The sequence below is a fragment of the Marinococcus sp. LNSP9103-4 genome (assembly GCF_056034345.1).
In genome coordinates this window covers 104,516-131,123 of record NZ_JBQLIA010000003.1, presented here as the reverse complement: position 1 = coordinate 131,123, position 26,608 = coordinate 104,516, and the positions used below count along the sequence as shown (strand labels likewise).

At 47.8% G+C, this 26,608-nt stretch carries 27 protein-coding genes and 2 other annotated features; all 27 genes read right to left on the bottom strand.

All coding sequences use genetic code 11. The features are described from left to right. Window positions 1-89: 89 nt before the first annotated feature. Complete coding sequence (locus tag ACTRXG_RS03345) at window positions 90-542, bottom strand: chemotaxis protein CheW (protein WP_474261980.1); 453 nt, start codon at window positions 540-542, stop codon at window positions 90-92. 12 nt (window positions 543-554) lie between these two features. Then, the gene (locus ACTRXG_RS03340) at window positions 555-2,525 is read right to left on the bottom strand and encodes a chemotaxis protein CheW (RefSeq protein ID WP_474284030.1); all 1,971 of its coding nucleotides are present in this window, start codon (window positions 2,523-2,525) and stop codon (window positions 555-557) included. Window positions 2,526-2,736: 211 nt separating this feature from the next. Further along, on the bottom strand, window positions 2,737-3,393 hold the full coding sequence (gene phoU, locus ACTRXG_RS03335; RefSeq protein WP_474261976.1) for a phosphate signaling complex protein PhoU: 657 nt from the start codon (window positions 3,391-3,393) through the stop codon (window positions 2,737-2,739). 22 nt (window positions 3,394-3,415) lie between these two features. Continuing rightward, window positions 3,416-4,234, bottom strand: a complete 819-nt coding sequence (gene pstB, locus ACTRXG_RS03330) for a phosphate ABC transporter ATP-binding protein PstB (protein WP_474284029.1) — start codon at window positions 4,232-4,234, stop codon at window positions 3,416-3,418. A gap of 28 nt (window positions 4,235-4,262) precedes the next feature. Next, on the bottom strand, window positions 4,263-5,162 hold the full coding sequence (pstA, locus tag ACTRXG_RS03325) for a phosphate ABC transporter permease PstA (protein ID WP_474261974.1): 900 nt from the start codon (window positions 5,160-5,162) through the stop codon (window positions 4,263-4,265). After that, window positions 5,163-6,113, bottom strand: a complete 951-nt coding sequence (pstC, locus tag ACTRXG_RS03320) for a phosphate ABC transporter permease subunit PstC (RefSeq protein WP_462865526.1) — start codon at window positions 6,111-6,113, stop codon at window positions 5,163-5,165. Between the two features lie 85 nt (window positions 6,114-6,198). After that, window positions 6,199-7,197 (bottom strand): PstS family phosphate ABC transporter substrate-binding protein, encoded by a 999-nt coding sequence (locus tag ACTRXG_RS03315; RefSeq protein ID WP_474284028.1) that lies wholly within the window; start codon window positions 7,195-7,197, stop codon window positions 6,199-6,201. Window positions 7,198-7,380: 183 nt separating this feature from the next. Then, window positions 7,381-8,121, bottom strand: coding sequence for an MBL fold metallo-hydrolase (locus tag ACTRXG_RS03310; protein ID WP_474284027.1), 741 nt, complete (start codon window positions 8,119-8,121; stop codon window positions 7,381-7,383). 67 nt (window positions 8,122-8,188) lie between these two features. Continuing rightward, window positions 8,189-8,473, bottom strand: coding sequence for a 50S ribosomal protein L27 (gene rpmA / locus ACTRXG_RS03305; RefSeq protein WP_022793178.1), 285 nt, complete (start codon window positions 8,471-8,473; stop codon window positions 8,189-8,191). 6 nt (window positions 8,474-8,479) lie between these two features. Next, window positions 8,480-8,818, bottom strand: coding sequence for a ribosomal-processing cysteine protease Prp (locus ACTRXG_RS03300; protein ID WP_474261969.1), 339 nt, complete (start codon window positions 8,816-8,818; stop codon window positions 8,480-8,482). A gap of 2 nt (window positions 8,819-8,820) precedes the next feature. Further along, the gene (rplU, locus tag ACTRXG_RS03295) at window positions 8,821-9,129 is read right to left on the bottom strand and encodes a 50S ribosomal protein L21 (protein WP_322526483.1); all 309 of its coding nucleotides are present in this window, start codon (window positions 9,127-9,129) and stop codon (window positions 8,821-8,823) included. A gap of 11 nt (window positions 9,130-9,140) precedes the next feature. Beyond that, window positions 9,141-9,213, bottom strand: a sequence feature (ribosomal protein L21 leader region). Between the two features lie 38 nt (window positions 9,214-9,251). After that, window positions 9,252-10,766, bottom strand: coding sequence for an Rne/Rng family ribonuclease (locus tag ACTRXG_RS03290; RefSeq protein ID WP_474284026.1), 1,515 nt, complete (start codon window positions 10,764-10,766; stop codon window positions 9,252-9,254). A gap of 68 nt (window positions 10,767-10,834) precedes the next feature. After that, complete coding sequence (locus ACTRXG_RS03285) at window positions 10,835-11,008, bottom strand: hypothetical protein (protein ID WP_022793174.1); 174 nt, start codon at window positions 11,006-11,008, stop codon at window positions 10,835-10,837. A gap of 208 nt (window positions 11,009-11,216) precedes the next feature. After that, window positions 11,217-12,014, bottom strand: a complete 798-nt coding sequence (minD, locus tag ACTRXG_RS03280; protein ID WP_319631120.1) for a septum site-determining protein MinD — start codon at window positions 12,012-12,014, stop codon at window positions 11,217-11,219. Window positions 12,015-12,094: 80 nt separating this feature from the next. Further along, window positions 12,095-12,787: a septum site-determining protein MinC gene (minC, locus tag ACTRXG_RS03275; RefSeq protein WP_474261965.1), complete on the bottom strand. Its 693-nt coding sequence runs from the start codon at window positions 12,785-12,787 to the stop codon at window positions 12,095-12,097. A 111-nt stretch (window positions 12,788-12,898) separates the two neighbouring features. Next, window positions 12,899-13,423, bottom strand: coding sequence for a rod shape-determining protein MreD (gene mreD, locus ACTRXG_RS03270; RefSeq protein ID WP_474284025.1), 525 nt, complete (start codon window positions 13,421-13,423; stop codon window positions 12,899-12,901). Further along, on the bottom strand, window positions 13,420-14,361 hold the full coding sequence (gene mreC, locus ACTRXG_RS03265; protein WP_322526487.1) for a rod shape-determining protein MreC: 942 nt from the start codon (window positions 14,359-14,361) through the stop codon (window positions 13,420-13,422). Before mreC ends, mreD begins: the two co-directional genes overlap by 4 nt. A gap of 26 nt (window positions 14,362-14,387) precedes the next feature. Continuing rightward, the gene (locus tag ACTRXG_RS03260) at window positions 14,388-15,431 is read right to left on the bottom strand and encodes a rod shape-determining protein (RefSeq protein ID WP_474284024.1); all 1,044 of its coding nucleotides are present in this window, start codon (window positions 15,429-15,431) and stop codon (window positions 14,388-14,390) included. 327 nt (window positions 15,432-15,758) lie between these two features. Further along, complete coding sequence (radC, locus tag ACTRXG_RS03255; RefSeq protein WP_474261959.1) at window positions 15,759-16,442, bottom strand: RadC family protein; 684 nt, start codon at window positions 16,440-16,442, stop codon at window positions 15,759-15,761. 42 nt (window positions 16,443-16,484) lie between these two features. Then, window positions 16,485-17,240, bottom strand: a complete 756-nt coding sequence (locus ACTRXG_RS03250) for a prepilin peptidase (RefSeq protein ID WP_474284023.1) — start codon at window positions 17,238-17,240, stop codon at window positions 16,485-16,487. Between the two features lie 103 nt (window positions 17,241-17,343). Further along, window positions 17,344-18,636 (bottom strand): bifunctional folylpolyglutamate synthase/dihydrofolate synthase, encoded by a 1,293-nt coding sequence (locus ACTRXG_RS03245; protein WP_474284022.1) that lies wholly within the window; start codon window positions 18,634-18,636, stop codon window positions 17,344-17,346. Window positions 18,637-18,694: 58 nt separating this feature from the next. After that, on the bottom strand, window positions 18,695-21,334 hold the full coding sequence (locus ACTRXG_RS03240; RefSeq protein ID WP_474284021.1) for a valine--tRNA ligase: 2,640 nt from the start codon (window positions 21,332-21,334) through the stop codon (window positions 18,695-18,697). Between the two features lie 40 nt (window positions 21,335-21,374). Next, window positions 21,375-21,590 (bottom strand) — a binding site (T-box leader). A 49-nt stretch (window positions 21,591-21,639) separates the two neighbouring features. Further along, window positions 21,640-22,953, bottom strand: coding sequence for a glutamate-1-semialdehyde 2,1-aminomutase (gene hemL / locus ACTRXG_RS03235; protein WP_474284020.1), 1,314 nt, complete (start codon window positions 22,951-22,953; stop codon window positions 21,640-21,642). Between the two features lie 102 nt (window positions 22,954-23,055). Next, a complete protein-coding gene (gene hemB / locus ACTRXG_RS03230; RefSeq protein ID WP_474261949.1) occupies window positions 23,056-24,048 on the bottom strand; it encodes a porphobilinogen synthase in 993 nt (330 codons plus the stop codon). A gap of 11 nt (window positions 24,049-24,059) precedes the next feature. Next, window positions 24,060-24,806, bottom strand: coding sequence for a uroporphyrinogen-III synthase (locus tag ACTRXG_RS03225; protein ID WP_474284019.1), 747 nt, complete (start codon window positions 24,804-24,806; stop codon window positions 24,060-24,062). Beyond that, window positions 24,806-25,741 (bottom strand): hydroxymethylbilane synthase, encoded by a 936-nt coding sequence (gene hemC / locus ACTRXG_RS03220; RefSeq protein ID WP_474262073.1) that lies wholly within the window; start codon window positions 25,739-25,741, stop codon window positions 24,806-24,808. The genes ACTRXG_RS03225 and hemC overlap by 1 nt, the downstream gene beginning before the upstream one ends. A gap of 35 nt (window positions 25,742-25,776) precedes the next feature. After that, window positions 25,777-26,607, bottom strand: coding sequence for a cytochrome C assembly family protein (locus ACTRXG_RS03215; RefSeq protein WP_474261945.1), 831 nt, complete (start codon window positions 26,605-26,607; stop codon window positions 25,777-25,779). Between the last annotated feature and the right edge of the window lies 1 nt (window position 26,608).

The following is a 26,608-nucleotide window of genomic DNA, read 5'->3' as shown; positions in this document are numbered from 1 at the left end:
TTCCACTATCCGCCCTATTCCCTAATTTATTTTTCACACATATGAAAAAGGGCTCCTTCTCCTATATTAAAGGAGAACAGCCCTGGGAATCAAACAGACGCCGTTTCCAAGGATTCGGCTACTGCATGCACATTTAAAAGAGTAAATACGCGGCTTTCTTTTTTGATTACGTTTTTTAAATACATTTGTTCTTCTTTCGACACCGCTTGAGGAGGCGCGTCGATTTCACTTTCAAACACGTCCATCACATCGTTTGCCGCATCAACGATCAAGCCGATATGATTGCCTTCAAGAGCTAAAATTAAAATCCGTGTTTCTTCTGTATACGGGACTTCTTCATAGGAAAGTCTTTTTCGAAGATCAATAATTGGAATAATGACACCCCGCAAATTAATGACGCCGCGTATACTTTTTTCAGCATTTGGTATACGGGTGAAATTCTGCATTCGTTCAATCGACTGGACATGATTTACTTCAACGCCGTATTCTTCGGCCTCCAATCGAAATATAATGACTTTTTTTACAACATTTTCTTCCGTCATAATACTTCCTCCTTACAATAGAGCGTTTGTGTCTACAATTAATGCTACATTACCGTCTCCGAGAATCGTGGCTCCTGATATGGCGCGTACGTCCCGAAGGTAATGGCCGAGTGATTTCAATACAACATCCTGCTGCCCGATAAAACTGTCGACAACCAGAGCGGCCATCTTTTCTCCTTTATGCACGACTACGACCGAATAATTTTCACGGTCCCACTCCCGTTCCACCGGAATTTCAAATACATCCTCCAAAAACATTACTGGAATAATATTTCCGCGAAAATCGATCATTTTCCGTTTGTGCACATAAAAAATGCTGCTGCTCTTAATACTTGCTGTCTCTACGATAGAAGTAAGCGGCAGTCCGTAATGCTCTTCACCCACATCCACAAGCATCACATCAATAATCGACAGTGTCAGGGGAAGCTGAATACTGAATTTGGTTCCGCGTCCTTTTTCAGAATGCACACTGATGACGCCGCCGAGTGATTCAAACGTATTTTTTACTACGTCCAAACCGACCCCGCGCCCTGACAGGTCAGTCACTTCATCAACAGTGCTGAATCCTGCTGAAAAAATGAATTGATGCACGTCGTAATCCGTCAGCGTATCGGCGTCCTCGGCAGCGATTACGTCATTTTCCACGGCCTTTTTGAGTACACGTTCACGGTCAATTCCGCCCCCGTCATCCTCAATTTCAATATACACATGATTGCCGCTGTGATAAGCACGAAGCTCGACATGACCCTCTTCCGGCTTGCCGTTCTGCTTTCTGTTTTCGGGCATTTCAATTCCATGATCGATCGAATTTCTTATAAGATGAACAAGCGGGTCCCCAATTTCATCAATAATCGAACGATCCAGTTCCGTCTCTGCACCAATGACTTCGAGCTCTATCTTTTTGCCAAGGTCTCTTGACAGGCTGCGCACCATCTTCGGGAAACGACTGAACACCTGATCCACCGGTACCATCCGCATATGTAAAATAATTTCCTGCAGGCTCCCGGTCGTCCGTGACATTCTTTCGACTGTTTCTGTCAGTTCGCTGCTTCGTATTTCCTCCGATATACGCTCAAGACGCCCCCGATCAATAACCAGCTCTTCAAAAAGGTTCATTAATTTATCCAGCCGGTCAATATTAACCCGGATGGTTTTGTTCGTCTCTGTACGTTTACGTTCCAGTGAACTGGTTTCATTTACTTCCGGAGCCGGTTTTTCGACCAAACCTTCCTGATGGTCTGTGCTGCCCGTTATTTCAATTTCCTCTGCCACCACTGTTTCAATTTCCGAAATTGAAGCCACCTGGTTGATCAGGTCTTCCTTTGCAGCGGTCGTTACTACTGCTGTGGTAAATGCGTTATCGAATCGCTCCGCTTCAATATCTGAAGCCTCCGGCACTGATTTAATAACGTGACCGTCTGCTTCAAGAGCTTCAAATACCATGTAGGCACGTGCTGCTTTTAGCATGGCATTCTCCTCAAGGGTCACATGCACTGTATATGCCTGCATACCACTTTCCACGGACTGGGCGATCACTGCCCGGTCGTATTCATTCCAATCCATGTCAATGCCATTCTTTTCTTTTGTCCCCTGCTCTGCCCCGGGCCGGGTGCTTTGACCAAGCAGCTTTTCCGTAATAGCCTGTATATCCTTTTTCCCCTCACCGCCGGAAGCGATATCCTCTACGATTTCTTCAGCAACATCTGCTGCTTCAAGAAGTACATCCATCGTTTCTGCATCTGCAAGCCTCGTTTTTTCACGCATTTGGTCGAGAACATTTTCCAGAGCATGTGTAACATTCGTCAAATCCTCATATCCCATCGTGCCGGCCATGCCTTTCATCGTATGGGCCGAACGAAAAATTTCCCCTATGATCGTTTCATCCTGCGGCTGCTTTTCCAGCTCCAGCAGGTGAACGTTAATCGCCTGAATGTGCTCCTGGCTTTCTTCAATAAACATATCCAAATATTCTGTATGGCTCATGCCCGTACCTCCGCCTTTTGAACTCAATACTAGTTGATAGTGTGCTGCAGCTTCTTCTCTTTTTATATCGACAGACTGGAGCAGGTATTTGAGATAACAGCCGGTTAAAATTTTTTCTTTCAGCCCCTTCTCTGCCTTCAAGTTTGCAAAAGAGCTCCATACAGTACAAAAAAGCCTCCGCTATCAGGCGGAGACTGCATTGTATGCATTTCTAATTTAAATCAAAATGGTGCCCGTTCACTTCATAAACGACCCATTCTGCCAAGTTCGTCGTATGATCTGCAAAACGCTCAATATAACGCCCGATAAAAGACAGCTGAGTAATGTCTTCCAGCAGCACTTCATCCGCACTTTGCCGAAGCTGCTTCTGTATAAACAATTTATACTTACTGTCCACGTGATCATCCAAAGAAGCGACTCGCTGGGCATGCATCAGTTCCTGATTGTCATATGCCTCCATCGCCTGGTCAAACATCTGCCTGGAAATTTCCGCCATATCAATTAACTGGTCAATATCCTCCCGGCTTCTATTTTCGCTCAGCCTGGCTGAAGCTTTTGCAATATCCACTGCGATATCGGCCATGCGCTCGAGATCGCTGGCCATTTTTAAAGCAACAATACACCTGCGCAGATCTGTAGCCACCGGCTGCTGCTTGGCAATTGTTAATGTCGCCGCATCCATGATTTTCAATTCCATGGAATTGATATTTTTATCATCTGTAACAATTTCCCGGACAAGTGACTGATTATCATTGGTTTTTAACGCGAGCAGCGACTGCTCGAAAGCATACTTCACATATTTGCCCATGTCGAGTATTTCCTGCTTTAAATACGTTAAGTCCTGCTCATACGCCTTTCGAACGCCCATTATTCAACCTCTTTCTTCCGGCTCAGCCGAATCTGCCGGAAATATAATCTTCTGTCTCTTTTTTCGCCGGCGATGAAAAGATTTTATCTGTTTGATCATGCTCTACAATAACACCGTTTAAGAAGAAAGCAGTATTGTCTGAAATGCGGGCTGCCTGCTGCATATTGTGGGTAACAATGACAATCGTATAGTCTTTTTTCAGCTCCTGGACCAGCTCTTCAATCTTCAGCGTAGAAATTGGATCCAATGCAGAAGTAGGCTCGTCCATTAAAATGATGTCAGGTTCAATTGCCAGACAGCGCGCAATGCATAGACGCTGCTGCTGACCACCGGAGAGCCCGAAAGCATTTTCTTTCAGCCGGTCCTTCGTTTCATCCCAGATAGCCGCTTTTTTCAAGCTTTTTTCCACGATCTCATCAAGCGTTTTTTTATCCTTGATGCCATGAATTTTCGGACCGTATATTACATTTTCATAAATCGATTTGGGAAACGGGTTCGGGTTTTGAAACACCATCCCTACTTTAGTACGAAGATACTCGACACTGAAATTCTTTGAAAAAATCTCATTTTCCCGGTACTTAATGGAGCCGTTCGTTTTTACAATCGGATTCATTTCAGTCATCCGGTTTAAGGTTTTAATAAATGTCGATTTCCCGCAGCCCGAAGGTCCGATAATGGCTGTCACGGACTTTTCCGGAATCTCCATCGAAATATTCTGCAGCGCGTGGTTGTCAGCGTACCAGAGATTCAGCTGGTCTACGTTGTATGCAAGCGGCGCTTTTTCCTCTGTATTGAAATTGTCGTTTCCCTCTACTGAACGGTTTTCATGCTTAGTCTGCATAGTGCTTCCCCTTTCTTTGGTCCTTATATTAAAAGCGTTTTTGGAATTTAGTCCGGATAAATACAGCAATGGAGTTCATGAAAAAGAGCATGAGCAGTATGATAATAATGCCTGCCGCTGCAATGTTTTGAAATTCCTCCTGCGGACGTCCGGTCCAGTCATAAATTTGCACCGGCATGGCGGTAAAGTTGGAAAACAGATCTGATGGTGTGGAAGCAACATATGTCAGTGCACCAATTACCAGAATTGGGGCTGTCTCCCCGATTGCCCGCGAGAGTGCCAGAATAGTTCCTGTCAGTATTCCTGGAAGAGATGTAGGAATAACAATCCGGAAGATTGTCTGCCATTTAGTTGCCCCCATAGCATAGGAGGCCTGCTTGACGTCTGTCGGAACCGCGTTAATAGCCTCCCTGGAGGCAACAACGATAATAGGAAGAACAAGCAGAGACAGGGTCAGGCCCCCTGCAAGAACACTTGCTCCAAGCCCCAGAAGACGATTGAATATCGTAAGTCCCAATAGCCCGAAGACCACAGAAGGAACGCCCGCAAGATTGGAAATATTCGTTTGAAGAAGGTTGGTGAATCTGTTTACCGGAGCATATTCCTCCATATAAACAGCTGTGCCGACTCCTAAAACAAAAGAAAGCGGTGCTGCTACCATCATCAACCAAATCGTCCCTGCCAGCGCAGCAAGCATTCCTGCATCCTCTGCGTTTCTTGAAGCAAAGTTTACGACAAGGCCCCAGTCTAAAAAACCAATTCCTTGAGTGAGTATTCGTATCAGCAATACGAGAAGCATCGCTATGCTAAAAGCCATAGCGGCAAAACAAAGCCCTTTAAACGCCTTATTCCAAATATGCCTTTTGCCCAGCCGCTGAGTATTTTCTTCGTATGCTTCCTTAGGTGCTGTTGTATCTGCAAATTTCATTTAGTAATCCTCCCGGAATCGTCGAGAAATGTAATGAGCCAACAGGTTCATCGCCAGGGTGAACACAAATAATGTCATACCTACAGCATAAATACTGTAATAAATCGGTGTTCCAAAACCAGCGTCTCCTTTGACCACCTGTACAATGTACGCTGTCATTGTCTGCACCGCTCCTGTCGGGTCAATTCCCATACTCGGGCTTGCACCGCCTGCCACTGACACAATCATTGTTTCACCGACAGCACGTGAAACGCCGAGGACGAAGGAGGCAATGATTCCCGATAAGGCGGCCGGCATAACTACCTTCACCGTGACCTCCATGCGTGTGGCCCCTAAAGCGAAAGCCCCTTCCCGGATCGAATTCGGCACCGAGCTCATTGCATCCTCTGAAAGGCTTGCAATCATTGGAATAATCATAACGCCTACTATAATCCCTGGACTTAATGCGTTAAAGACATCCACGCCGGGGATAACGGCCCTTAGAATCGGCGTCACAAAAGTAAGAGCAAAAAAACCATAAACAATAGTTGGAATACCAGCCAATACTTCTAAAACTGGTTTAACTGTTTTACGGACTTTTTCTGAGGCATACTCACTCAAATAAATGGCAGCTCCCAGCCCAAAAGGAATAGATACCATCATGGCAATACCTGCAATCATTAACGTACCGTTCACTAATGGCCAAATGCCGTACTGCGGCTCTGAAAAGAATGGATACCATTCAGTGGAAGCAAAAAAATCAGCAAATGGCACCCCCCGGAAAAAGGTTACTGTTTCAAACAGTAGAGTGAACACGATACCTACAGTAGTTAATATCGAAATAATTGCACACGATAAAAAGATAGCCGGCATCAATTTTTCCATAAAGCTTGAAGAGCCGGAGCCTTTTGTTTTCTGTTCGATTCTTTCGCTGATCGAGAGCTTTGAACGATCTTCCATTTTGCTGTCCATCCCCTTAACAGATGATTTCTTTCAGGCAAGTACAAAAGCAAGGAAGTCAAAGCTTCCTCGCTTTTTGCCCTTTACTGCCTTTTATTTACTCTCCGGCTACTTCATCAATTTTTTCTTCGTTTTCTTCATAAGCACTGTCAGGTGCTGCTGCATAGCCTACTTCCTCTGCCAGATCACCGGCGTTTTCATTGGCAAAGCGCACATATGCTTCTACATCTTCATCATCTTCCACAGAAGAGTTTTTGAAGTAAGTAAACAGTGGACGTGCCAGTGGATAAGATTCATCAGTGATCGTTTCAGGCGAAGGCTCTACAGCTTCTTCATCGTCATCTGTAACTGGTACAGCTTTTAAATCATCTTCGTTTTCACTGTAGTAGGAATATCCAAAGAACCCAATAGCTCCCTGGCTGCCTGATACCCCGTTAACGAGAACGTTGTCGTCTTCGGACGTTGAAGCGTTACGGGAAAGATCATCGCCGCCAAGCACGTTCTCTACGAAGTAATCATGAGTGCCGGAATCCGTACCCGGAGCATAAAGGTCCAACTCTTCGTCCGGCCATTCTTCGTTAATATCGGACCACGTTTCTGCATCGCTGTCGTCGGAGTAGATCTGGTCGAGCTGATCATAGGTCAATTCATCCACAAAATCATTTTCCGGATTTACAGCAACAGTGATACCATCGTAGGCCATCGTAAGTTCAGTGTATTCAATTCCTTCATCCTCAAGGGCCTGCTGCTCCTCTTCAGAAATTTCACGGGAGGCGTTGTTAAGGTCCGTTTCGCCAGCAATGAAACGCTCAAAACCGCCACCGGAGCCAGAAACACCCACCGGTGCGTCTATATCTTCATTTTCTTTACCGAATTCCTCCGATACGGCTTCCATAATTGGAAAAACCGTGGAGGAACCATCAATAGCAATATCTCCGGAACCGCCGCCTTCCTGGCCTGCGCTTTCTTCTCCGCTTCCTTCACTGTCGGAGCTTTCTTCCGAGCCGCCGGGTTCTTCTCCCCCACCGCCACATGCGGATGCAAATACTGCCATTGACGCTAATGTTGGAACCATCCATACTGTTTTGAGTTTCAAAGCAACTTCCTCCTCTTTGTTTATGTACTAATGGCAAAGCAACTCTTTTTGCTCCCAATGCTTAGTATAGGACTTAATTGTTAAGAGAAAATAGTTTGATTGTTAAGAATATGTAAAGGTGCATGCGGTACCGCTTTCATTTAAACGAAAAAAATCATTTCCCGGAAGAAATGATTAACTGCCTCAGCTGATATTTATTTTAAGTCCGCCTGCTGCGAGCTCCACAGGTCCTGCGAAAATCCTTTCTGCTTCTCTTTTCAGCTGCGTATGGTCTCCGAAATGAGGCAGGTGGGTTAATATTAATTTACCTGCTTGAGCCCTTTTGGCGAGCTCCGCTGCTTCCTCTGAATTCATATGGCCGGCGAATGACCCGTCCTGCCCGGCATAAAAGCTGGATTCGGCGATAAGCACATTTACCTGCGCAGCCGCCTGCTCGAGCTCTGGTATATATGAAGTATCTGCAGTGAAAAATAGGCTGCCGGCTGCGGTTTCAATCCGAAACCCAAAGCAGGGGACGGCGTGTTTTACAGCTGTAGGAGTAATAGTGAACGGCCCGGCGGTAAAAGGCTCCTCTGCCCGGTATTCTGTCGGCTGTACGGCTTCTTTATAAAACAGGCGCTGAAAGCCTTCTTCATCCTCCCGGTGCGCGTAAACCGCGGTCTCATGCTGCTTTTCCGGCCAGAGGACCGGTTCGAGCAGACGATAGTACTGGAAAGCTCCGAAATCACCCACATGATCCTGATGATAGTGGGACAGCAGTACGGCGTCGATGCCGCTAAGCTCTGTGTAATGCTGAAGCTGGGAAATCACTCCGCTTCCACAGTCGAGCAGCAGCTGAAAACCATCTTCTTCAATCAGATAACCGGAAGCCGCTTCCCCGGCTTCCGGAAACGCATGCCAAAAGCCAATAATTGTTACCTGCATCTTTCGGTCCCCTTTCAATAAAAAAATCCGTTCAAACAGAAAATATCTGTTTGAACGGATGCGAGTCTTATGCTTCTTTTGCATAAACGCTCACGCGTTTACGTTTTTTTCCGACACGCTCAAATTTCACAACACCGTCGATTTTGGAGAAAAGAGTATCGTCTCCACCTTTACCGACATTGTTGCCGGGGAAAATTTTCGAACCGCGCTGGCGGACGAGGATAGAACCACCGGTTACGTGCTGGCCATCGGCGCGCTTGGTACCCAAACGCTTGGAAATGGAGTCACGACCGTTTTTTGTACTACCTACCCCTTTTTTCTGAGCAAAGAACTGCAGGTCTAATTTCAACATCAACATTCACCTCCTATGCTCTTCAATTGATATAAATTCACCGTACTGATCAGCAATGGTCTCCAAAGAGATAATCATTCCCTCTGCCAAAAGCTGCATTTGACGCTTATCCTCTTCGGTGCTTTCTTCCGGAAGCACGCACTGAAAATAACCGCCTTCTTGGCCTAAATCCACTACGGGATCAGTATGGCAGAGAGATGCCATCGCGTTTACAGCCCCAAAAGATACTGCCGAAGCGCCGGCACATACCAAATCGTAGCCGTACGGCCCTGACTCAGCATGGCCGGTCATGGTAACAGAACGAATACGCTCTGCCCCGTCACGGCTAACAGTGACCCGTATCATAACTACGCGTCAATGCTGTTGATTGTAACTTTTGTGTAAGGCTGACGATGGCCCTGCTTACGGCGGTAGTTTTTACGTTTCTTGAATTTGAAAACGATGATTTTTTTGTTACGGCCCTGTCTTTCTACTTTGCCTGTAACTTTAGCTCCCTCAACAAAAGGAGAACCAACTTTTACATCGTCGCCTCCGACAAATACTACATTGCCGAACGTCACGTTCTCTCCAGCTTCTGCGTCTAATTTTTCAACGAAGATAGTCTGGCCTTCTTCTACTTTTAACTGTTTTCCACCAGTTTCAATAATTGCGTACATCTCTGCACCTCCTAATCACTTAGACTCGCCAATACAGGTGCCTTTCCAGGGCTTAAACCTGTTCTTGTGCGGTTGTAGTTTGGGTGCTTCCAAACAACTAACGTTACAAATAATAGCATATATTAAAAACGAAAGTCAATTCCCCGCTGCTTCATTTGAGCCTTCAATGCCTGATTTCTTTGTTCCGCCACTTCAAGGCTTCCCGCGTAGCGGACAACGACCTCCTGCTCCTTTGGTTCAGAAACGATAAACAAGCGGCCCGGGGCTATTTGCTGAAGATCATCATACAGTGCCCTTCCTTCCCTGAGGAGCAGTCGGTCCGGGACTTCCAGTACGATCGCATCCACGTCTTCTTCCATCCACGCACCAAGCATTCGTTTTGATCTTTCCACCAGTTCTTTTTCCGACAGCCTCCACCCTTTGCCGTACTCTGTGCCGTAAGGTTCGAGCAGGTGTTCTTCGAGACTCTGACGGGAACGCTGGCGGGTCACCTCCACAACGCCAAGACGGGAGAAGCCGGCAATCCGGATTTTTTGTGGGTCTTCAGCAGCTTTTTCTTCCAATACCTGCATTAAATGCTGCCGGTCTTTTTCTTCGTTCATCCGTATAAAGTCAATCATTATCATCCCGGAGAGATTTCTGACACGCAATTGATGCATTACTTCTGTGGCAGCTTCGAGGTTTGTTTTTACAATTGTGTGCCCGAGATCATGTTTTCCGGTAAACCTTCCCGTATTCACATCAATGGTAATACACATTTCTGTTTTTTCGATCTGTAAAAATCCTCCGCTTTTCAGCCACGCTATAGGCTTTAAGGCGCGCTCGAGATCAACTTCCACATTTTCTTTCGAAAAAATATTTTCCTGGTTCTCAAAAAGCACAAATTCTGGACGCTTTTCGGGCTCCCATCCGCTGAATTGTGTTTTTGCCGTCTCAATCGCTTCTCTTGTGTCCACAGCGACTCTTTTCACATATTCCAGAGGAGCATATGTCAGACATTTTTTTAAAAAGTACTCCTCCTGCGATACCTTTCCCGGAGAGGACAGCTCTTCCCCCCGAAGCACCATCTCCTGCCAAAGGCTCTGCAGTTGGGAGACTTCCTTCTTTATTACATCCAGAGACTGGTCCGTGCCCTCCGTACGCACAATCAGGCCGTCTCCGTTCAACGGCAGCGCTTTTTCCTGTTCGAGCCATTCTTCCTTTACTGCCCCTTCCACTTTTTGTGAAATAAACAGTCCCGGCTCATCCGGAAGATACACGCAGTATTTTCCCGGCAGTGACAAATTTTCCTTAAGCTTGGCTCCCTTGCTGGCCGTTTCTTCCTTCACGACCTGAACAAATAAATATTCGCCCTTTTTGATAAAATCTTTGATGCCCCGCTGCTTTTTTTCAGCAAGCGGCTCTTTCAGCAGCCGGTACGCCATAATATTGTCCCGGTGCAGGTATCCTTTTTTCCCTTTGCCGATATCTATGAATGCAGCATCCATGCCCGGCAGCACGTCCACTACTCTTCCTTTATAGATATCTCCGGCCGCCGTGTCATCCATTGCCGACTCAAAAAAGAACTCTTTCACTCTTCCATTATGTTTCAGGGCCGCTCTTGCTTCCCCGGCTTTCATATTTGCAATTAATTCCATTGAACGTTCCTCCAGTGGCACATTTCTTTCCAAAAGGAAAAAGACTGCCACATGATGGTGGCAGTCATTCAGTTAGACTTATTTTCTTCTCTGACCTTCGCTTTTTCATGAAGCAGGGCGATCTGCGTTGTAAGCCGCTTCAATTCCTGTTCGGAAGCCGCTTCCTGCATTTGTTTATTTAAAAGTGCCAGTTTTTGGCGTTCTTCATCGGAAAGATAAGGGTGCTTTTCTATAACAGTCATCAGTGATTCCTCCTCCGCGCATTCGGATAGATAATCGAAGCCTTTCATTCTGTAAAAACCTTTATAAGAAAGACAGGCGATTCGGGAATCAACTCCAAAACAGCATGCCCTTTCGTTATTATTATACCACGCAGCTCTTAAAGAAAACAAAATTGACTCCTCTGCACAAACAAAAAGGACAGGAAGCATACTCCCCGTCCTTAACCTGTTATGATTTTATTCCGAATAAACTTTTCACTTTGGAGAAAAAGCTTTTCTTTTCTTCCACTGCCATAAGCGGCACCGATTCCCCGAGCAGCCGGCGGGCAATGTTCCGATACCCAAGCGAAGCTCTGCTGTTTGGATTCATCGCAATCGGCTCCCCTTTATGTGCTGCTTTTAACACATGCTCTTCGTCTACAATCATGCCGAGCAGATCCACTGCGAGTGTAGCTACGACGTCTTCCACATCCAGTACGTTGCCTTCCCGTGAAAGATCACTCCGCACCCGGTTCACTACCAGCTTTGGCGGTTCAATATCTTCGTTTTCAAGCAAACCGATGATCCGGTCAGCATCTCTCACGGCTGCCGTATCCGGAGTGGTAACAACGATCGCTTTGTCCGCGCCGGACACAGCGTTTTTAAATCCCTGCTCAATACCGGCCGGGCAATCGATAAGAATAAAATCGTATTCCGGGCGGAGCGTTTCCACGATTTCCTCCATTTGTTCGGGATTCACCGCAGATTTATCCTTTGTCTGTGCTGCCGGCAGCAAATGCAGGCAGTCGAACCTTTTATCCCGGATCAATGCCTGCTGCACCTTGCAGCGTCCTTCCGCAGCATCCACCAGATCGTAAATGATCCGGTTTTCCAGACCCATAACGACATCCAAATTCCGAAGTCCGATATCTGTATCAATCAAACATACTTTTTGTCCCTGCAGTGCAAGTGCTGTACCGATGTTGGCAGAAGTCGTGGTTTTCCCGACTCCGCCTTTTCCGGATGTAATTACTATTGCCTCTCCCACCAACGGTTCCTCCTTTCAGACCTTACATGCTTCTCATTCCGGCTAACGGTGTCCGGAAGTTGTTTTTCGGCCTGACATGCTTATGTATATGAGACCGAGCGTAAATAATGCCCGAGCATTTTTGTTTCCTCAAATGCAATTGCCTTATATTCTTCTCCGGTAACATACGCATACCCCGGGCCTTCAATCGCAGGCTTCTGCTCCTGCTTTTCATGCTTTTCCGGCGCGTAGAAATACGTATCCGAGATAGAAATTTGTTTAGGAATCATCACAGAGGCACACACCACAGCATGACTTTCTCCCTCTGTGCCGGCTCTCGCTATTCCTTTTAATGCACCGATAACATAGATATTACCCGTTGCTTCAACCACTCCGCCGGGATTAACATCGCCAATAATAAGGATGTCGCCTGTTTTGCGGAGTACCTGCCCCGAACGGACAATCTGTGTGACAGACGTTACTGTTGCTTTTTCAATTACCTCTTGTGCTTCATCCTTTGTTATCACGTTCGAATGAACCTCATGCACCCGCACTGAACCCGTTTTGTTCAGAACTTCCGTAATTTCTTCTTCGTGACTTTTACTCAAATAACGGTTCCCGGCGTCCACACGGACTTCTACTTGCGGCCCGTTTTCAAACAAACGCTGCTCCCGTTCAATCTTCTTCTTCAATTCCTCAAGAAGTTCATGATAAGAGCACTGATCATTTAATACAATGGTTAGTCCTTCTTTAGTACCTTTGATCGTTACATAATTTCCATTGTTATTCGTCATATTTTCACCCCTGAACCCTTAAGCGCTCTCCATTCTTAGTAAATGTCGTTCTTTCCATTATACGGTTTCATTTCACAGGAATAAACAGCAAACCACTTCTTTTTTAAAAAATTATCGCTGCCTGATTTTTTCTTCGTCTTCAATCCATTCAAAAATACGGCGGAAAGGAACGAGCAGCAGTAAAGCAGCAGCCCCGTTAATAAGCCACGAAGCAATCATCCGCTTTACTAAAAACTCTCCGAAGGAAAGTTCGGCAATGCCCAGCAAAAAATAAATAAAATAAATCAGCAGTTCAAATACAAAAAGCGCACAGAATATGATAAGCCACTGCCATCCATAGCTGTTCCGGACCACCGGCAGAGAATAGGAGCTCACGTACGCAATGAAGCCGAAGCAGAACGTATAAACACCGAGAATCTGCGTGTACGTGAAATCATAGAGAAAGCCAACGAAAACACCTGCCCATACTCCTGCAACCGGGCCGCGGTATATGCTGGTCAAAATCACTCCAATAAGCGCAAATCTCGGCATCCACACCCATCCACTTTCATTTTCCTGTGGAAAGAGGATTTCAAACCATGTTCCTTCAATAAGAAATAAACAAAAGATTGCTACGGGGATAAGAAAGCGTGTCATGAGCCCCCGCCGCCTTCTTCACCGACTGGATCCACGGCTTCTTCCTCTTCGTCCTCCTGCTCCTGGTCTTCTTCGAGCGAAGGAAATTCTTCACTCAAATCTTCAATATTCCGGTCCAGAACATTTACATACGTCAAATCACTGAAGTCTGCCGCTGGTTCAATAAGGGCGTTATACGTTAAACCGTATTCATCGGGCTCCACGCTCTCTACTTCCCCGATTGGAATACCGCTTGGAAACGCTCCGCCCATTCCTGAAGTAACTACCTGCTGACCTTCTTCGATTTCTGCATCACTGCGGATTTTCCGGAGCATTAGGCCGTCCCGGTCTTCATCCCATCCTTCAATGAAAGCATTAACCGTTTCATCACCGGCGGTCACACTGGCGCTGATACGGTTTGTCCGTTCCCCGTCCGATAATAATTGGACAGTGGAGGAAAATTCAGAAGCCTCAGCCACACGTCCGATAAGGCCTTCATTTGTAACTACGGCCATATCCTGTTCAATACCGTTCTGGGTGCCCTGATTAATACCTATGGTTTGTGTCCAGCGGTCTGGGTTCCGGTAGACGACAAGCGCCTGGCGGCTTTCATAGTCGCTCAGCATTTCCTGCGTATCTGCCGATTCACGGAGCGTTTCATTTTCCTGCCGGGTGTTTTCAAGCTCTGCCGAAGTGGCAGCATACTTTTCCAGCTGTTGTTTCAGGGTTTTATTTTCCTCGTATGTATCCAGTAAATTTTCCACAGCTTCAAAGCGATTAGCTGCAAAGTGAGCCGGGCGGCTGATGGTCGATTGAAAAACGCCTACAGAGTCTCTCACGAACTCTTCCGGCCACGGCACCGATTCCCGTTCCCTCATGGAAAACCCTACGAGTATAACAAGAAGAATAATGCTTACCATCAAGATGATCAATCGCTTGTTGTTAAAAAAGTGCGGCATGGTTCCCCACCTACTCTAAAGATAGATTAAGCATTCCGTCCTGAGCGGGATGTAATTCCTGCTTTCGAGCGGAACAAATGAATATTTTCCAAAGCGCGTCCTGTACCAAGTGCCACACAATCCAGCGGCTCCTCCGATACTAACACCGGCATGTTCGTTTCTTCGCTGAGAACCCGGTCAATGTGCTGCAGAAGAGCCCCTCCTCCTGTTAACAGGATACCACGGTCCATAATATCCGCTGCTAATTCCGGCGGCGTCTGTTCAAGTGTACTCTTCACCGTATCAATTATAGTCGAAACCGTGTCTTTCAGACATCCTGCGATCTCTTCAGAGGTAATTGTAACTGTTTTTGGAAGTCCGGTCACTACATCTCTTCCGCGGATTTCCATTGTATCATTGTCTTCATTTTCTGCGGGAGGTGCAGCAGCACCAACTTCAAGCTTAATGGCTTCCGCGGTACGCTCTCCCACCATGACGTTGTACGTTTTTCGGATATAATGGATGATCGCTTCATCCATTTCATCTCCGGCAATGCGGATCGATTGACTCGTGACAATTCCCCCAAGGGAAATAATAGCCACCTCTGTCGTTCCACCCCCGATATCAACGACCATGCTTCCTGTAGGCTCCCACACAGGCAGATCGGCTCCAATCGCTGCTGCAAACGGTTCTTCGATCGTGTAAGCCTCTCTTGCCCCTGCCTGTTTGGTGGCATCCTCCACGGCTCTCTTTTCAACTGCCGTAATACCTGACGGCACACATACCATTACGTTGGGCTTTCTGGAGAATATTGAACGTTTTTTTACCGACTGCCCAATAAAATACTCCATCATGGTTGCCGTTGTATCAAAATCAGCAATGACGCCGTCTTTCATTGGGCGTATTGCCGTAATGTTTCCCGGCGTGCGCCCAATCATATTTTTCGCACTGCAGCCTACAGCTTCAATATTCCCCGTATCTGTCCGCATAGCCACTACCGAGGGCTCACGAAGAATGACTCCTTCTCCTTTGGCGTAAACGAGCGTATTTGCCGTACCTAAATCGATCCCCAGGTCTCTCGTTCCAAACATCTATGTATATCTCCTCTCGTCTTGCAAAATACACGGTCATTCTTTTCAGCAGGTATTGTTCATTAGGTCATCTAACGATTTATTATGTTGGATTATGCCTTTTCCGGCACGTCCTGTATTTCCATATGTAGCGGGCACGTCCAGCGGTCCCTGGATGAATGATCTCATCTTCGGGGTTTCCGTTCTTCTGACGCTCTCCCGTTATTATGCATTAAAGCACAGCCGCTCCTGCATGCACTATTTTTTATTATACTGAAAAATATTTGAAAAACATAGGGTCAATGCACCTGTTTTTTTAGGATAGGCTTATTTTCACAACTTCCAGTTTTACATAAACCCCTGTTCTTTCATACTCTTGAAGCACTGATCGCCGACAATTACATGATCGAGCAGTTCGATGCCGAGCAGCCTTCCGCATTCTGCCACCCGTTTAGTCACCTGAATATCCTCACTGCTTGGTGCCGGATCGCCGGAGGGGTGATTATGAAGGCAGATAATTGACGCTGCCGATCGCCGCAGCGCTTCTTTGAACAGCTCTCTCGGGTGGACGATACTTGAATTCAGGCTGCCGATAAATAATGTCTGCTTATGGATAATTTGATTTTTAGTATTCAGGCACAGTACGACAAAATGCTCCTGCTGTAAAAACCTCAAGTCTTCCATCATATATTCCGCTGCGTCTTCAGGTGAACGCACAACGTACCTGTCGGGATATGAATAGCGAAAGATACGTTTTCCCAATTCCAGTGCTGCCTGCAGCTCCAGGGCTTTTGCTTTTCCAATCCCCGGAATTTCCATCAGTTCCTCCCTGGTGGCTTCTTTCAGTAACGGCAGAGCATCGAAACGCTCCATTACCTCGGCAGCCAGTTCCAGAACCGGTGCCTGCTTTGTACCTGTGCGCAGGAGCACAGCCAGCAGTTCCTGTTCCGTCAGTGCCTCTGCTCCTTTTTGTTCCATTTTCTCGCGGGGTCTGAACAGTTCTGTCCCATCGGGGATTGCAGTCGTTTTCATCATTGATCGTCTCCTTTATATGTGGGGGGGTTAAAACGGGGGTTATAAAAAAGCCAGGTACCATTTCAGGCATGCTTCTCCGGCAAATAAAGTAAATAAACTTCCGGCTGCAATGGCAGGCGCAAACGGGAATGGCGTTCCTTTTTTGAAAATGCTCAATGGATATAGAAGAAAAATAACGATAGAAGCGATGAACACAGCAGCTATAAAATTAACAGCAAGAAGGTAAGGGCCAAAGAAAAACCCGAGAACAGTAAATATTTTCAGGTCACCTCCACCCATTCCTCCCCTCGTAGCCAGGATAATGACTGATAAAAGAAATAAGCCGGTGAATGCACCTATGAAGCTCCCGCTCCAGGCAGGCTCCTCCAGCCAGAAAAATTTTAACAGCACCGCTCCAAGAAAAAACAAAAACGATACCCGGTCCGGAATGATCATAGCTGTAATATCACTGATGGTAATAATAAAAAGGTAGGAAATAAGAAGTAAAGCTGCAGCGAATTCTGCAGTTAGTCCGAAGCGGACATAAGCGAGGAAAAACAAGACGCCGCCGGCGCCTTCCATAAGAGGATAAATTGCGGAAATACGGTTTTTGCAGAAGCGGCATTTACCGCCCAGATACAAATACGAACAGCAGGGGACTAAATCTCTTTTTTTAATCGGCTGGATACATACCGGGCAGCGCGATGGGGGCGACCACACGGATCCGCCGACAGCCAGGCGCATGCCTGCGGCGTTACAGAAAGAACTCACTACCATCCCTGCCGCTGTAAAATATACAGCGAGCAATACGTTCATCACAACACCTCTTCCATTTTTTTCTTATTATAGCATGGTTTCCCTTTAATTAGCTCAAAAATATAATAAAAAGCAGAAGCCGCATGCTTCTGCCTTCGCTTTCTTATTGACTCCACTCCTGCGTAAGCTGGGAGATGAAATACAGGGAGCCGGCAAACACAATTACGTCCTCCTGGTCCCGGGCTGTATTTGCTTTTTCCCATGCTTCCTGCCAGCTTGATGCTTTTTGAACATCTGCTGTATTCGCTTCCGCAATATCCTCCGGTGCTGCTGCCTGCGGAAAATCAAACGGAACTGCCGTGATGGATTCTATCTCCAGGCCGCCCAGCTGATCAAGCACCGGCGCTTGTAATTTGTCCGTTTTCATTCCGACAATAAAATGAAACCGGCTGTTTGGATAATGCTTAGCCAACGCTTCTTTAAGACTTTTCATTCCTTCTTCATTATGAGCACCATCGAAAAGAACATGCTCTTCGCCAGGCGCTTTTTCAAGTCTCCCCGGCCAGGCAGCTTTTTTCAGGCCGGCACGAATGTGCTCATCCTCTGCGGGCAGCGCGTAATACATTTTCAGGTAACGCGTTGTAATTACTGCTGCTGCCGCATTCTCCACCTGGTGCTCCCCGAGCATGGAGACTTCGAGGTCTTCCATATCTCCGAGAAGGGAGTAAAAGGAAAACCGGGTTCCTGACTCTAACGGTTCGAGGCGGCGAACGTGAAACTGACGGCCAAGCTGATAAAATTTCGAACGCTGGTAATCGGCAGCTTCCTCAAAAATGCCGGCAAGCTCTTCATTCTGCTCACACGTCACTACAGGCACTCCGCCTTTAATAATGCCGGCTTTTTCCCGGGCTACTTCTTCGAGCGTATCTCCAAGTATTCCCTGATGGTCGTGCCCAATATTTGTGATAACGCTCACCATCGGGTGGATGGCGTTTGTGGCGTCCAGGCGACCGCCAAGTCCAACCTCCCATACGACTACGTCCGGAAACGTTTTTCTGGCAAAATACATTGCCGCAATGACGGTAATCACTTCAAACTCCGTCGGTGATCCAAATGGCGTTCGGGCAATGCTTTCCACTACCGGACGAAGAACGACAGCCAGCTCCAGAAAATCCTCTTCGCTGATCGGTTCTCCATCTGTCGCAATACGCTCACGAAAATGATGGATATACGGTGATGTGAACGACCCGCAGACAATGCCTGCTTCTGTCATAATATTTCTCGTAAATGCTGCGGTGGATCCTTTTCCATTCGTTCCGCCGATATGAATGCCTTTCAGCCGGCGTTCCGGGTTACCGACGGCTTCAAGCATCATATTCATACGGTCAAGCCCCGGGCGGATGCCGAACGTTTCGAGTGAGTGCACCCATGCTTCTGCTTCCTTGTATGTGTGCAAAGTAGACCTCCCTTTAAACAGCCATGCTGCACGCCCCCAGTCCGGGGGCGTCTGCTGCTTAGCTTTTTTGCAGTTCTTCCATTCTGGCTGTTACTTTTTCTCTTTTTTGTTCGTAATCCTTCTGCTTTTCTTTTTCTTCCTCGACGACGTGCGCGGGAGCTTTGCTGACAAATCCTTCGTTGTTCAGCTTTTTCGTGACCCGCTCCACTTCTTTATCGAGCTTGTCTTTTTCCCGCTGCAGCCGCTCTATTTCTTCATCTACATTAATCAAACCTTCAAGCGGCAGAAAGATTTCCGCGCCGCTCAATACGTGGGAGATGGATTTTTCCGGAGCTTCCAGCGCTGCATCGATAGTCAGCGTTTCCGGGTTTCCAAACCGTACAATATAGTCACGACCACGTTCGAGTCGTTCCGAGGCCTGGCTGTTGGACGGCTTCAGGCTCATCGGTACTGCTTTGGACGGCGGAACGTTCATTTCCGCCCGCGTATTCCGGACCGAACGAATAACCTCCTGAATTAATTCCATATCACGTACCGCTTCCTCGTCAAACAGCTGCGAATCCGCTACCGGCCAGGAAGCACTCATAATCGACGTTCCTTCGTGAGGAAGATGCTGCCAGATTTCCTCCGTGATAAACGGCATCATCGGATGAAGCATGCGCATCGTCTGGTCAAACACATGAACAAGCACAGACTGAGCCATGCGTTTTGGCTGTTCGTCTTCGCCGTACAGCGGAAGCTTGGCCATTTCAATGTACCAGTCACAGAGGTCATCCCAAATAAAGTTATAGAGCGTCCTTCCGGCTTCCCCAAACTCGTATTTCTCCATCAGCTCGGTGGCGTTCTGCTTTGTTTCCTGCAGACGGTGTAAAATCCAACGGTCCGCAATCGTTTTTGTGCCTTCGAGCTCGATGTCTTCCGCCGTTACACCTTCCACATTCATCAACGTAAAACGGGCGGCGTTCCATATTTTATTGCCAAAATTCCAGTTGGCCTCTACTTTTTCCCACTGGAAACGAATATCGTTACCCGGGGTTGTACCCGTTGCGAGCAGAAAGCGCAGAGCATCCGCCCCGTACTGATCGATAACATCCATCGGATCTACTCCGTTGCCGAGGGATTTACTCATTTTCCGTCCCTCACTGTCACGTACCAGCCCGTGAATAAGCACGTCCTCAAACGGGCGTTCACCGGTAAACTCCAGCCCCTGAAAAATCATTCGCGACACCCAGAAGAAAATGATGTCGTAGCCGGTCACAAGAGCACTGGTCGGGTAGTAGCGCGCATAGTCCGAGCTTTCTTCCGGCCATCCCATCGTGGAAAATGGCCATAAAGCCGAGCTGAACCACGTATCAAGCACGTCCTCATCCTGTTTCCATTCATCCGGATTTTCCGGTGCCGTGCGTCCGACATAAATTTCGCCTGTTTCTTTATGGTACCAGGCGGGAATGCGGTGTCCCCACCAGAGCTGGCGGGAAATACACCAGTCCCGGATGTTTTCCATCCACTGCAGATACGTCTTTTCAAAGCGTTCCGGCACAAAGGTTACTTTTTCTTCCTTCTGCTGAAGTTCTACTGCCTGTTCCGCAAGCGGCCCCATGTTTACAAACCACTGTGTGGAAAGATATGGCTCAACCACTGCACCGCTCCGTTCAGAATGACCAACAGAGTGCATGTGCTCTTCGATCTCAAACAGAATATCCTCGGTCTGCAGATCCTTCGTCAGCTGCCGGCGGCAGTCAAAGCGGTCCATGCCCTCGTAGATGCCAGCATTCTCATTCATGCTGCCGTCTTCATTCATCACAAGTACACGCAAAAGATCATGACGATTGCCCATTTCAAAGTCATTTGGATCATGCGCTGGCGTGATTTTCACTGCCCCCGAACCAAAATCCATGTCCACATAGTCGTCTGCGATGATCGGAATTTCTCTTCCGATGATCGGCAGTACAGCCGTTTTCCCGATGAGATGCTTATAGCGATCGTCCTCCGGATGTACCGCGACTGCCGTGTCCCCGAGCATCGTTTCCGGACGGGTCGTTGCTACTTCGATCGAGGTATTTTCACCTTTAACCGGGTAGCGCATATGGTAAAAGTGACCCTGCACTTCTTTGTATTCCACCTCGATATCTGAAAGCGCCGTCTGTGTTTCTGGATCCCAGTTGATAATGTATTCGCCCCGGTAGATAAGCTCTCTTTCGTACAACGAAACAAAGACTTCACGTACCGCTTCCGACAGGCCTTCATCAAGCGTGAAACGCTCCCTCGAATAATCGAGTGAAAGCCCGAGCTTGGCCCACTGGCTGCGGATGAAATCTGCATATTCCTCTTTCCATCCCCACGTTTTTTCCAGGAATGCTTCCCGTCCAAGCTCGTAGCGGCTCGTGCCTTCTTCCTTCAGCTGAGCCTCGACCTTGGACTGGGTGGCAATGCCGGCATGGTCCATGCCTGGCAGCCATAAGGTGTCATAGCCCTGCATGCGTTTCATGCGGATTAAAATATCCTGAAGCGTCGTGTCCCAGGCATGCCCCAGGTGAAGCCGGCCGGTCACATTCGGCGGCGGGATAACAATGGTATACGGCGTACCGTCTGTCTGTCCTGCTTCAAACTGTCCTGTTTCTTTCCAGAAGTCGTACCAGCGGTTCTCTGTTTCTTTCGGATCGTACTTTTTCGCCATTTCTGTTTCTTGTTTTCCCATATAAATCCCCTTTCTTCTCATAAAAAAACTCTTCATCCCGAGTAAGGACGAAGAGTTTTCGCGGTACCACCTTAATACCTGCGGCAGCGCAGGCACTTTCCCATAACGGCGGTTACCGTCTTTTCTTACTGTATTCGTTCAGAAAAGAAGCTCGAGGGCGACTTTCCGCACGGGTCGTTAAAGAATCTCTCAGCCCAGGATCCTTTTTTCTGTACAACGAACCTGCGTGCGTACTCCTCCCTGTTTCTGCATTTATTATTAATATTGATTTAGTGTCTTTATTTTACGAAACCAGGACGCATGCGTCAACTATCTTCCCCGTGTTCTTTATTCGCAGCAAGGCTTGCAAAGACACGGTCAGCCGCCTCAATGGTCTTATCGATATCCTCTTCACTGTGTTCTGTTGATAAAAACAATCCTTCGAACTGCGAAGGCGGAAGTGAAATGCCTTCTGCCATCATTCCGCGGAAATAACGCGCGAACATTCCCAGATCAGATTTCTTCGCAGAAGCAAAATCCACTACAGGTTCATCGGTAAAGAACAGGCCGATCATCGCTCCAGCACGGTTGATCTGATGAGGGATTCCATGCTTGGAGGCTGCGCGGTTCAGTCCTTCTTCAAGCTGGGCTGCCCGGGCACGGAACGTTTCATAGCTGCTTTCATCCACCTGCCTGAGTGTTTCAAGTCCGGCTGTCATCGCCAGTGGATTGCCGGAAAGAGTGCCTGCCTGATAGATAGGCCCGTCCGGGGCAATATGCTGCATGATATCGGCACGGCCTCCGTAGGCGCCTACTGGAAGCCCACCGCCGATGACCTTTCCAAGACATGTGAGGTCGGGAGTCACACCGTAGTGGCCCTGGGCACTGTTATAGTCCACCCGGAAGCCGCTCATAACTTCATCAAAAATCAGTAGACTGCCGTACTGCTCCGTTATATCACGAACGCCTTCGAGAAATCCTTCACCCGGGGTGACAACACCCATATTCCCGGTAACAGGCTCGAGGATGACACCGGCGATTTCATCACCGTATTCATCAAATGCCTTCTGCAGACTGTCGAGATCGTTGTACGGAACGGTAAGCGTGTTCTGGGCGATCGAGCCGGGAACACCTGGACTGTCCGGCAGACCAAGAGTCGCCACTCCCGAGCCGGCACGAATGAGTAGAGAGTCTCCGTGGCCGTGATAGCAGCCTTCCATTTTCACGATTTTGTCCCTGCCCGTAAATCCTCGGGCCAGACGAAGCGCACTCATTGTCGCTTCCGTACCGGAATTCACCATCCGGACGACCTCAATGGAAGGTACACGGTCCACGACAAGCTCTGCAAGCCCCGCTTCTGTTACGTGCGAAGCGCCAAAGCTCGTGCCTTTTTCAGCCACAATTTTTAAACTGTCCACAACGTGCTCATTTGCGTGGCCGAGAAGAAGCGGCCCCCAGGACATCACGTAATCAATGTATTCATTGCCGTCGATATCTTTAATGCGGGATCCTTTGCCTTCGTCCATATAAACGGCCGGATGGCCGACAGATTCATATGTCCGCACGGGGCTGCTGACTCCGCCCGGCATTACTTTTTTTGCGCGTTCATGTGCATGTATTGAATTATGATACGATTTCATGTCATACCTCCTGGATACTTAAAAGTTATCTTTTTTGCTATTCCCGTACTTAGTATAACGAAAACAAGCCCTGGACTGAATACCTTCCAGAGCTTGTTTCTATTATTTATTGTCTTCCTGCATATAGCGGACAGCGTCCTTGGCGAAATACGTCACAATCAGATCAGCTCCAGCACGCTTCATGCTTGTGAGCTTTTCCATGACAATATCCTTTTCGTTCACCCACCCGTTCTGGGCGGCGGCTTTAATCATCGCATATTCCCCGGAAACGTTATAAGCCACCACTGGATAACCGGTGCGCTCCTTCACTTCTCTTACGATATCGAGATAAGCAAGGGCCGGCTTCACAATGAGAAAATCGGCTCCCTCTTCGACATCAGTTTCCGCTTCTTTTAACGCTTCAAGCCGGTTCGGAGGATCCATCTGATACGTTTTCCGGTCCCCAAACGAAGGAGTGCTGTGAGCCGCGTCACGGAAAGGGCCGTAAAAAGCGCTGGCATATTTAACCGTGTAGGACATAAGCGGCACCGTGACGTGCCCTGCTCTATCAAGTCCTTCCCGGATAGCCGCTGTAAAGCCATCCATCATGTTCGACGGCGCAATAATGTCTGCTCCGGCTTCCGCCTGGGAGACCGCGGTTTCTGTTAGGTTTCTCAGTGATTCATCGTTATCCACGTAGCCGTTATGAATTACCCCGCAGTGCCCGTGGTCTGTATACTGGCACAGACAGGTATCCGCAATCACCGTTAATGCCGGATGATTTTCTTTAATCTGCCGGATCGCCCGCTGGACAATTCCGTCTCTTAGAAACGCCGGGGTTCCTTCTGCATCTTTTTCTTCCTCATGAGGCACGCCAAACACGATGACGCTCGGAATACCGAGGGCTTCCAATTCGTCCATTTCCGTATCCAAATAATCCAGGGAAACGTGATAGACCCCCGGCATGGACGGCACTTCTTTACGCACATTTTCCCCTTCGACGACAAAAATAGGATAAATCAAATCGTTGGGTCTTAATTCATTTTCCCTTACCATTGCTCTTATACCTGGCGTTGTCCGCAACCTGCGGTGCCGGCGGAAATGTAAATCAGCCAATGTGAAGCCTCCTAAGTAATTTCCTTGGTTTTTTCTATCATTCCTTCAACAGAATGAATTTCTGCTTCGTACACATACTTGAACCCGCTCTCGCGGGCAGCGCGTCCGGTCGATGGGCCGATTGCCACTACGGGAATAGTCAAAAGCGCCTGCCGGTAATCTCCTGCAAGCCGATACAGTGCATCTACAGAGGAAGGGCTCGCAGCCGTCAGTACGTCCACTTCCCGGGTCTTTAAGACCGTCTGCAGAAGAGCCCCATTTTTTTCTTCCGGTACCGTCGTATACAAATGCCATACCCATACGCTGATGCCCCGGGCCGTAAGTGAGCGGTACAAGGTATCAGCTGCCTGGGCGCTTTGGGGAAGAAGCACATTCTCCCCGCGGCCGATCACTCGTGCGGCTGATTCAGCTAACGAAACGGCTTTATATTTTTCCGGCATCAGCTCTACATGAAAGCCTTCCTGTTCCAGCGCTTGCTTGGTCTTGGGCCCCACAGCAGCTGTTTTTAAGCCTGGAGGGATACCCAGACCATACCGCTTTTGCCACTCCGCCAGATAATAGACGGTATTCACACTGGTTACCAGCATCCAGTCTATATCTCCGCTCTGCCACCGCTCTGCTATCGTCTTTTCCCTGCCCCGTACCGGTACGGTCGTAATAACCGGAACCGCTTTGACACAACAGCCTGCAGACTGAAGACCCTGCACCAGACTTGCATTCTGGCCGGCTCCTCTTGTCACCAGTACTGTTGCTGTCACTATTCTTCCCCCATCTCTTCCCGGGCCTGTTCCAGAATTTCTTTGCCGCCCCGTCCAAGCAGGGCGTTTGCGGCTTTTCTGCCCATTTCTTCCGGATTGTCACCCGTGAGCTTTTCTTTTAGTATTTTGCGTCCATCCGTGGATCCAATCATGGCGGTTAATTGTACATTACCCTGCTTATTAAGCGTGGCGTATCCACCAATCGGCACCGCACATCCTCCCTCTACGGCTTTCAGGAAGGCCCGCTCTGCAGCAACACATACCGCTACCGGTTCATCATGAAGGTGTTGAATGATCTTTAATATATCTTCGTCCCCGCTGCGGCATTCAATACCAAGTGCGCCCTGCCCTACGGCCGGCACACACATATTGGGCTCGAGAAATTCCGTGACAATCTCATCGCTCCAGCCCATGCGCTCCAGGCCGGCGGCGGCTAGAATAATAGCATCAAAGCTTTCCTCACGCAGCTTCCGGAGCCGGGTTTCAATATTGCCCCGAATCCACTGGACGTTTAAATCCGGGCGCTCTGCTTTAATTTGGGATGTGCGTCGCAGACTGCTCGTACCAACTACTGCTCCAAGCGGCAGATTATGAAACTTCACATGATCGTTTGCAATATAGGCATCCCGCGGGTCCACCCGGTTTGTGACGGCGCCGACCTCAAAGCCTTCCGCCATCTCTCCCGGGAGATCCTTCATGCTGTGTACGGCTATATCGATCTCGCCATCTGCAAGCGCCTGCTCAATTTCCTTTACAAACAGGCCCTTTCCGCCAACTTTAGATAGCGTCCGGTCCAGAACACGGTCACCTTTTGTAGAGATTTTTTTCACTTCAAAACGATAAGGAAGGTCCAGCTTTTCAAGCTCCTGCTGCACCCACTCCGTTTGTTTTAATGCCAGATTACTTTTTCTAGTGCCCAGGGTAATTGTGCGCATGCGTTTAGCCATTCCTTTCTAAGCATCCATAGTTATTATAAGTACCATATATGAAACTGACTCAAATCACTGGAAATAAAATAGTTAATGAGTAAAACAAAAAAACAGGCAACGTTTAAAAGCGCCATCCGGTACCCGCGCCAGTGATGAACGGCCAGTAAATATATATACGTACTGTAAAAGCCAAGCAGAATGATCGAACCGATAACTTTTGCGTCCTGCCAGGGGAGAGAGTCGTACCATTTCCCTGCCCAGAGAAAACCAAACACCAGCCCCGCGAATAAAAGAGGGACTCCAATCACCGTGGTCGTTCCCGCCAGCTTTTCCATTTTCGGCAGGTTTTCCATTCTGATTAACCGTTTCCCCCACTGCTTCCTTTTTAAAAGCTGATGCTGCAGCACATACATTGCGGAGAATACAAATGCCAGGGTAAATGAAGCATAAGAAAGCAGAATAAAAATAATATGCACCACGAGTGTCTCAGACAAGAGCAGCGTTTCAAGCTCATTTGGAATATCGCCGTTAAACGAAAAAGAGCTGAACGTCATCAGCAGAAATCCGATCACATTTAAAAAGAAAACCAGTACATCCATTCGAAAAAACCAGTTCACGATAAGTGAAATGGTCACAAGCGACCACGCATAGAAATACATGCCTTCAAAAGGCGTGATTACTGGTGCACGATCATACATAAATATTCTAAGTACTAAAAAGGCCGTCTGCGAAGTCCAGACAATAGAAAGCAACCAGAAGGCGAGTCGGTTCACCTTCCGGTTGGTTTGAGAAAAATCAACGAAGTAGCAAAGGACGCTCAGGCCGTATAGTACAATCGTTACGATATAAATAATTCCCTCGGCTGCAACCATC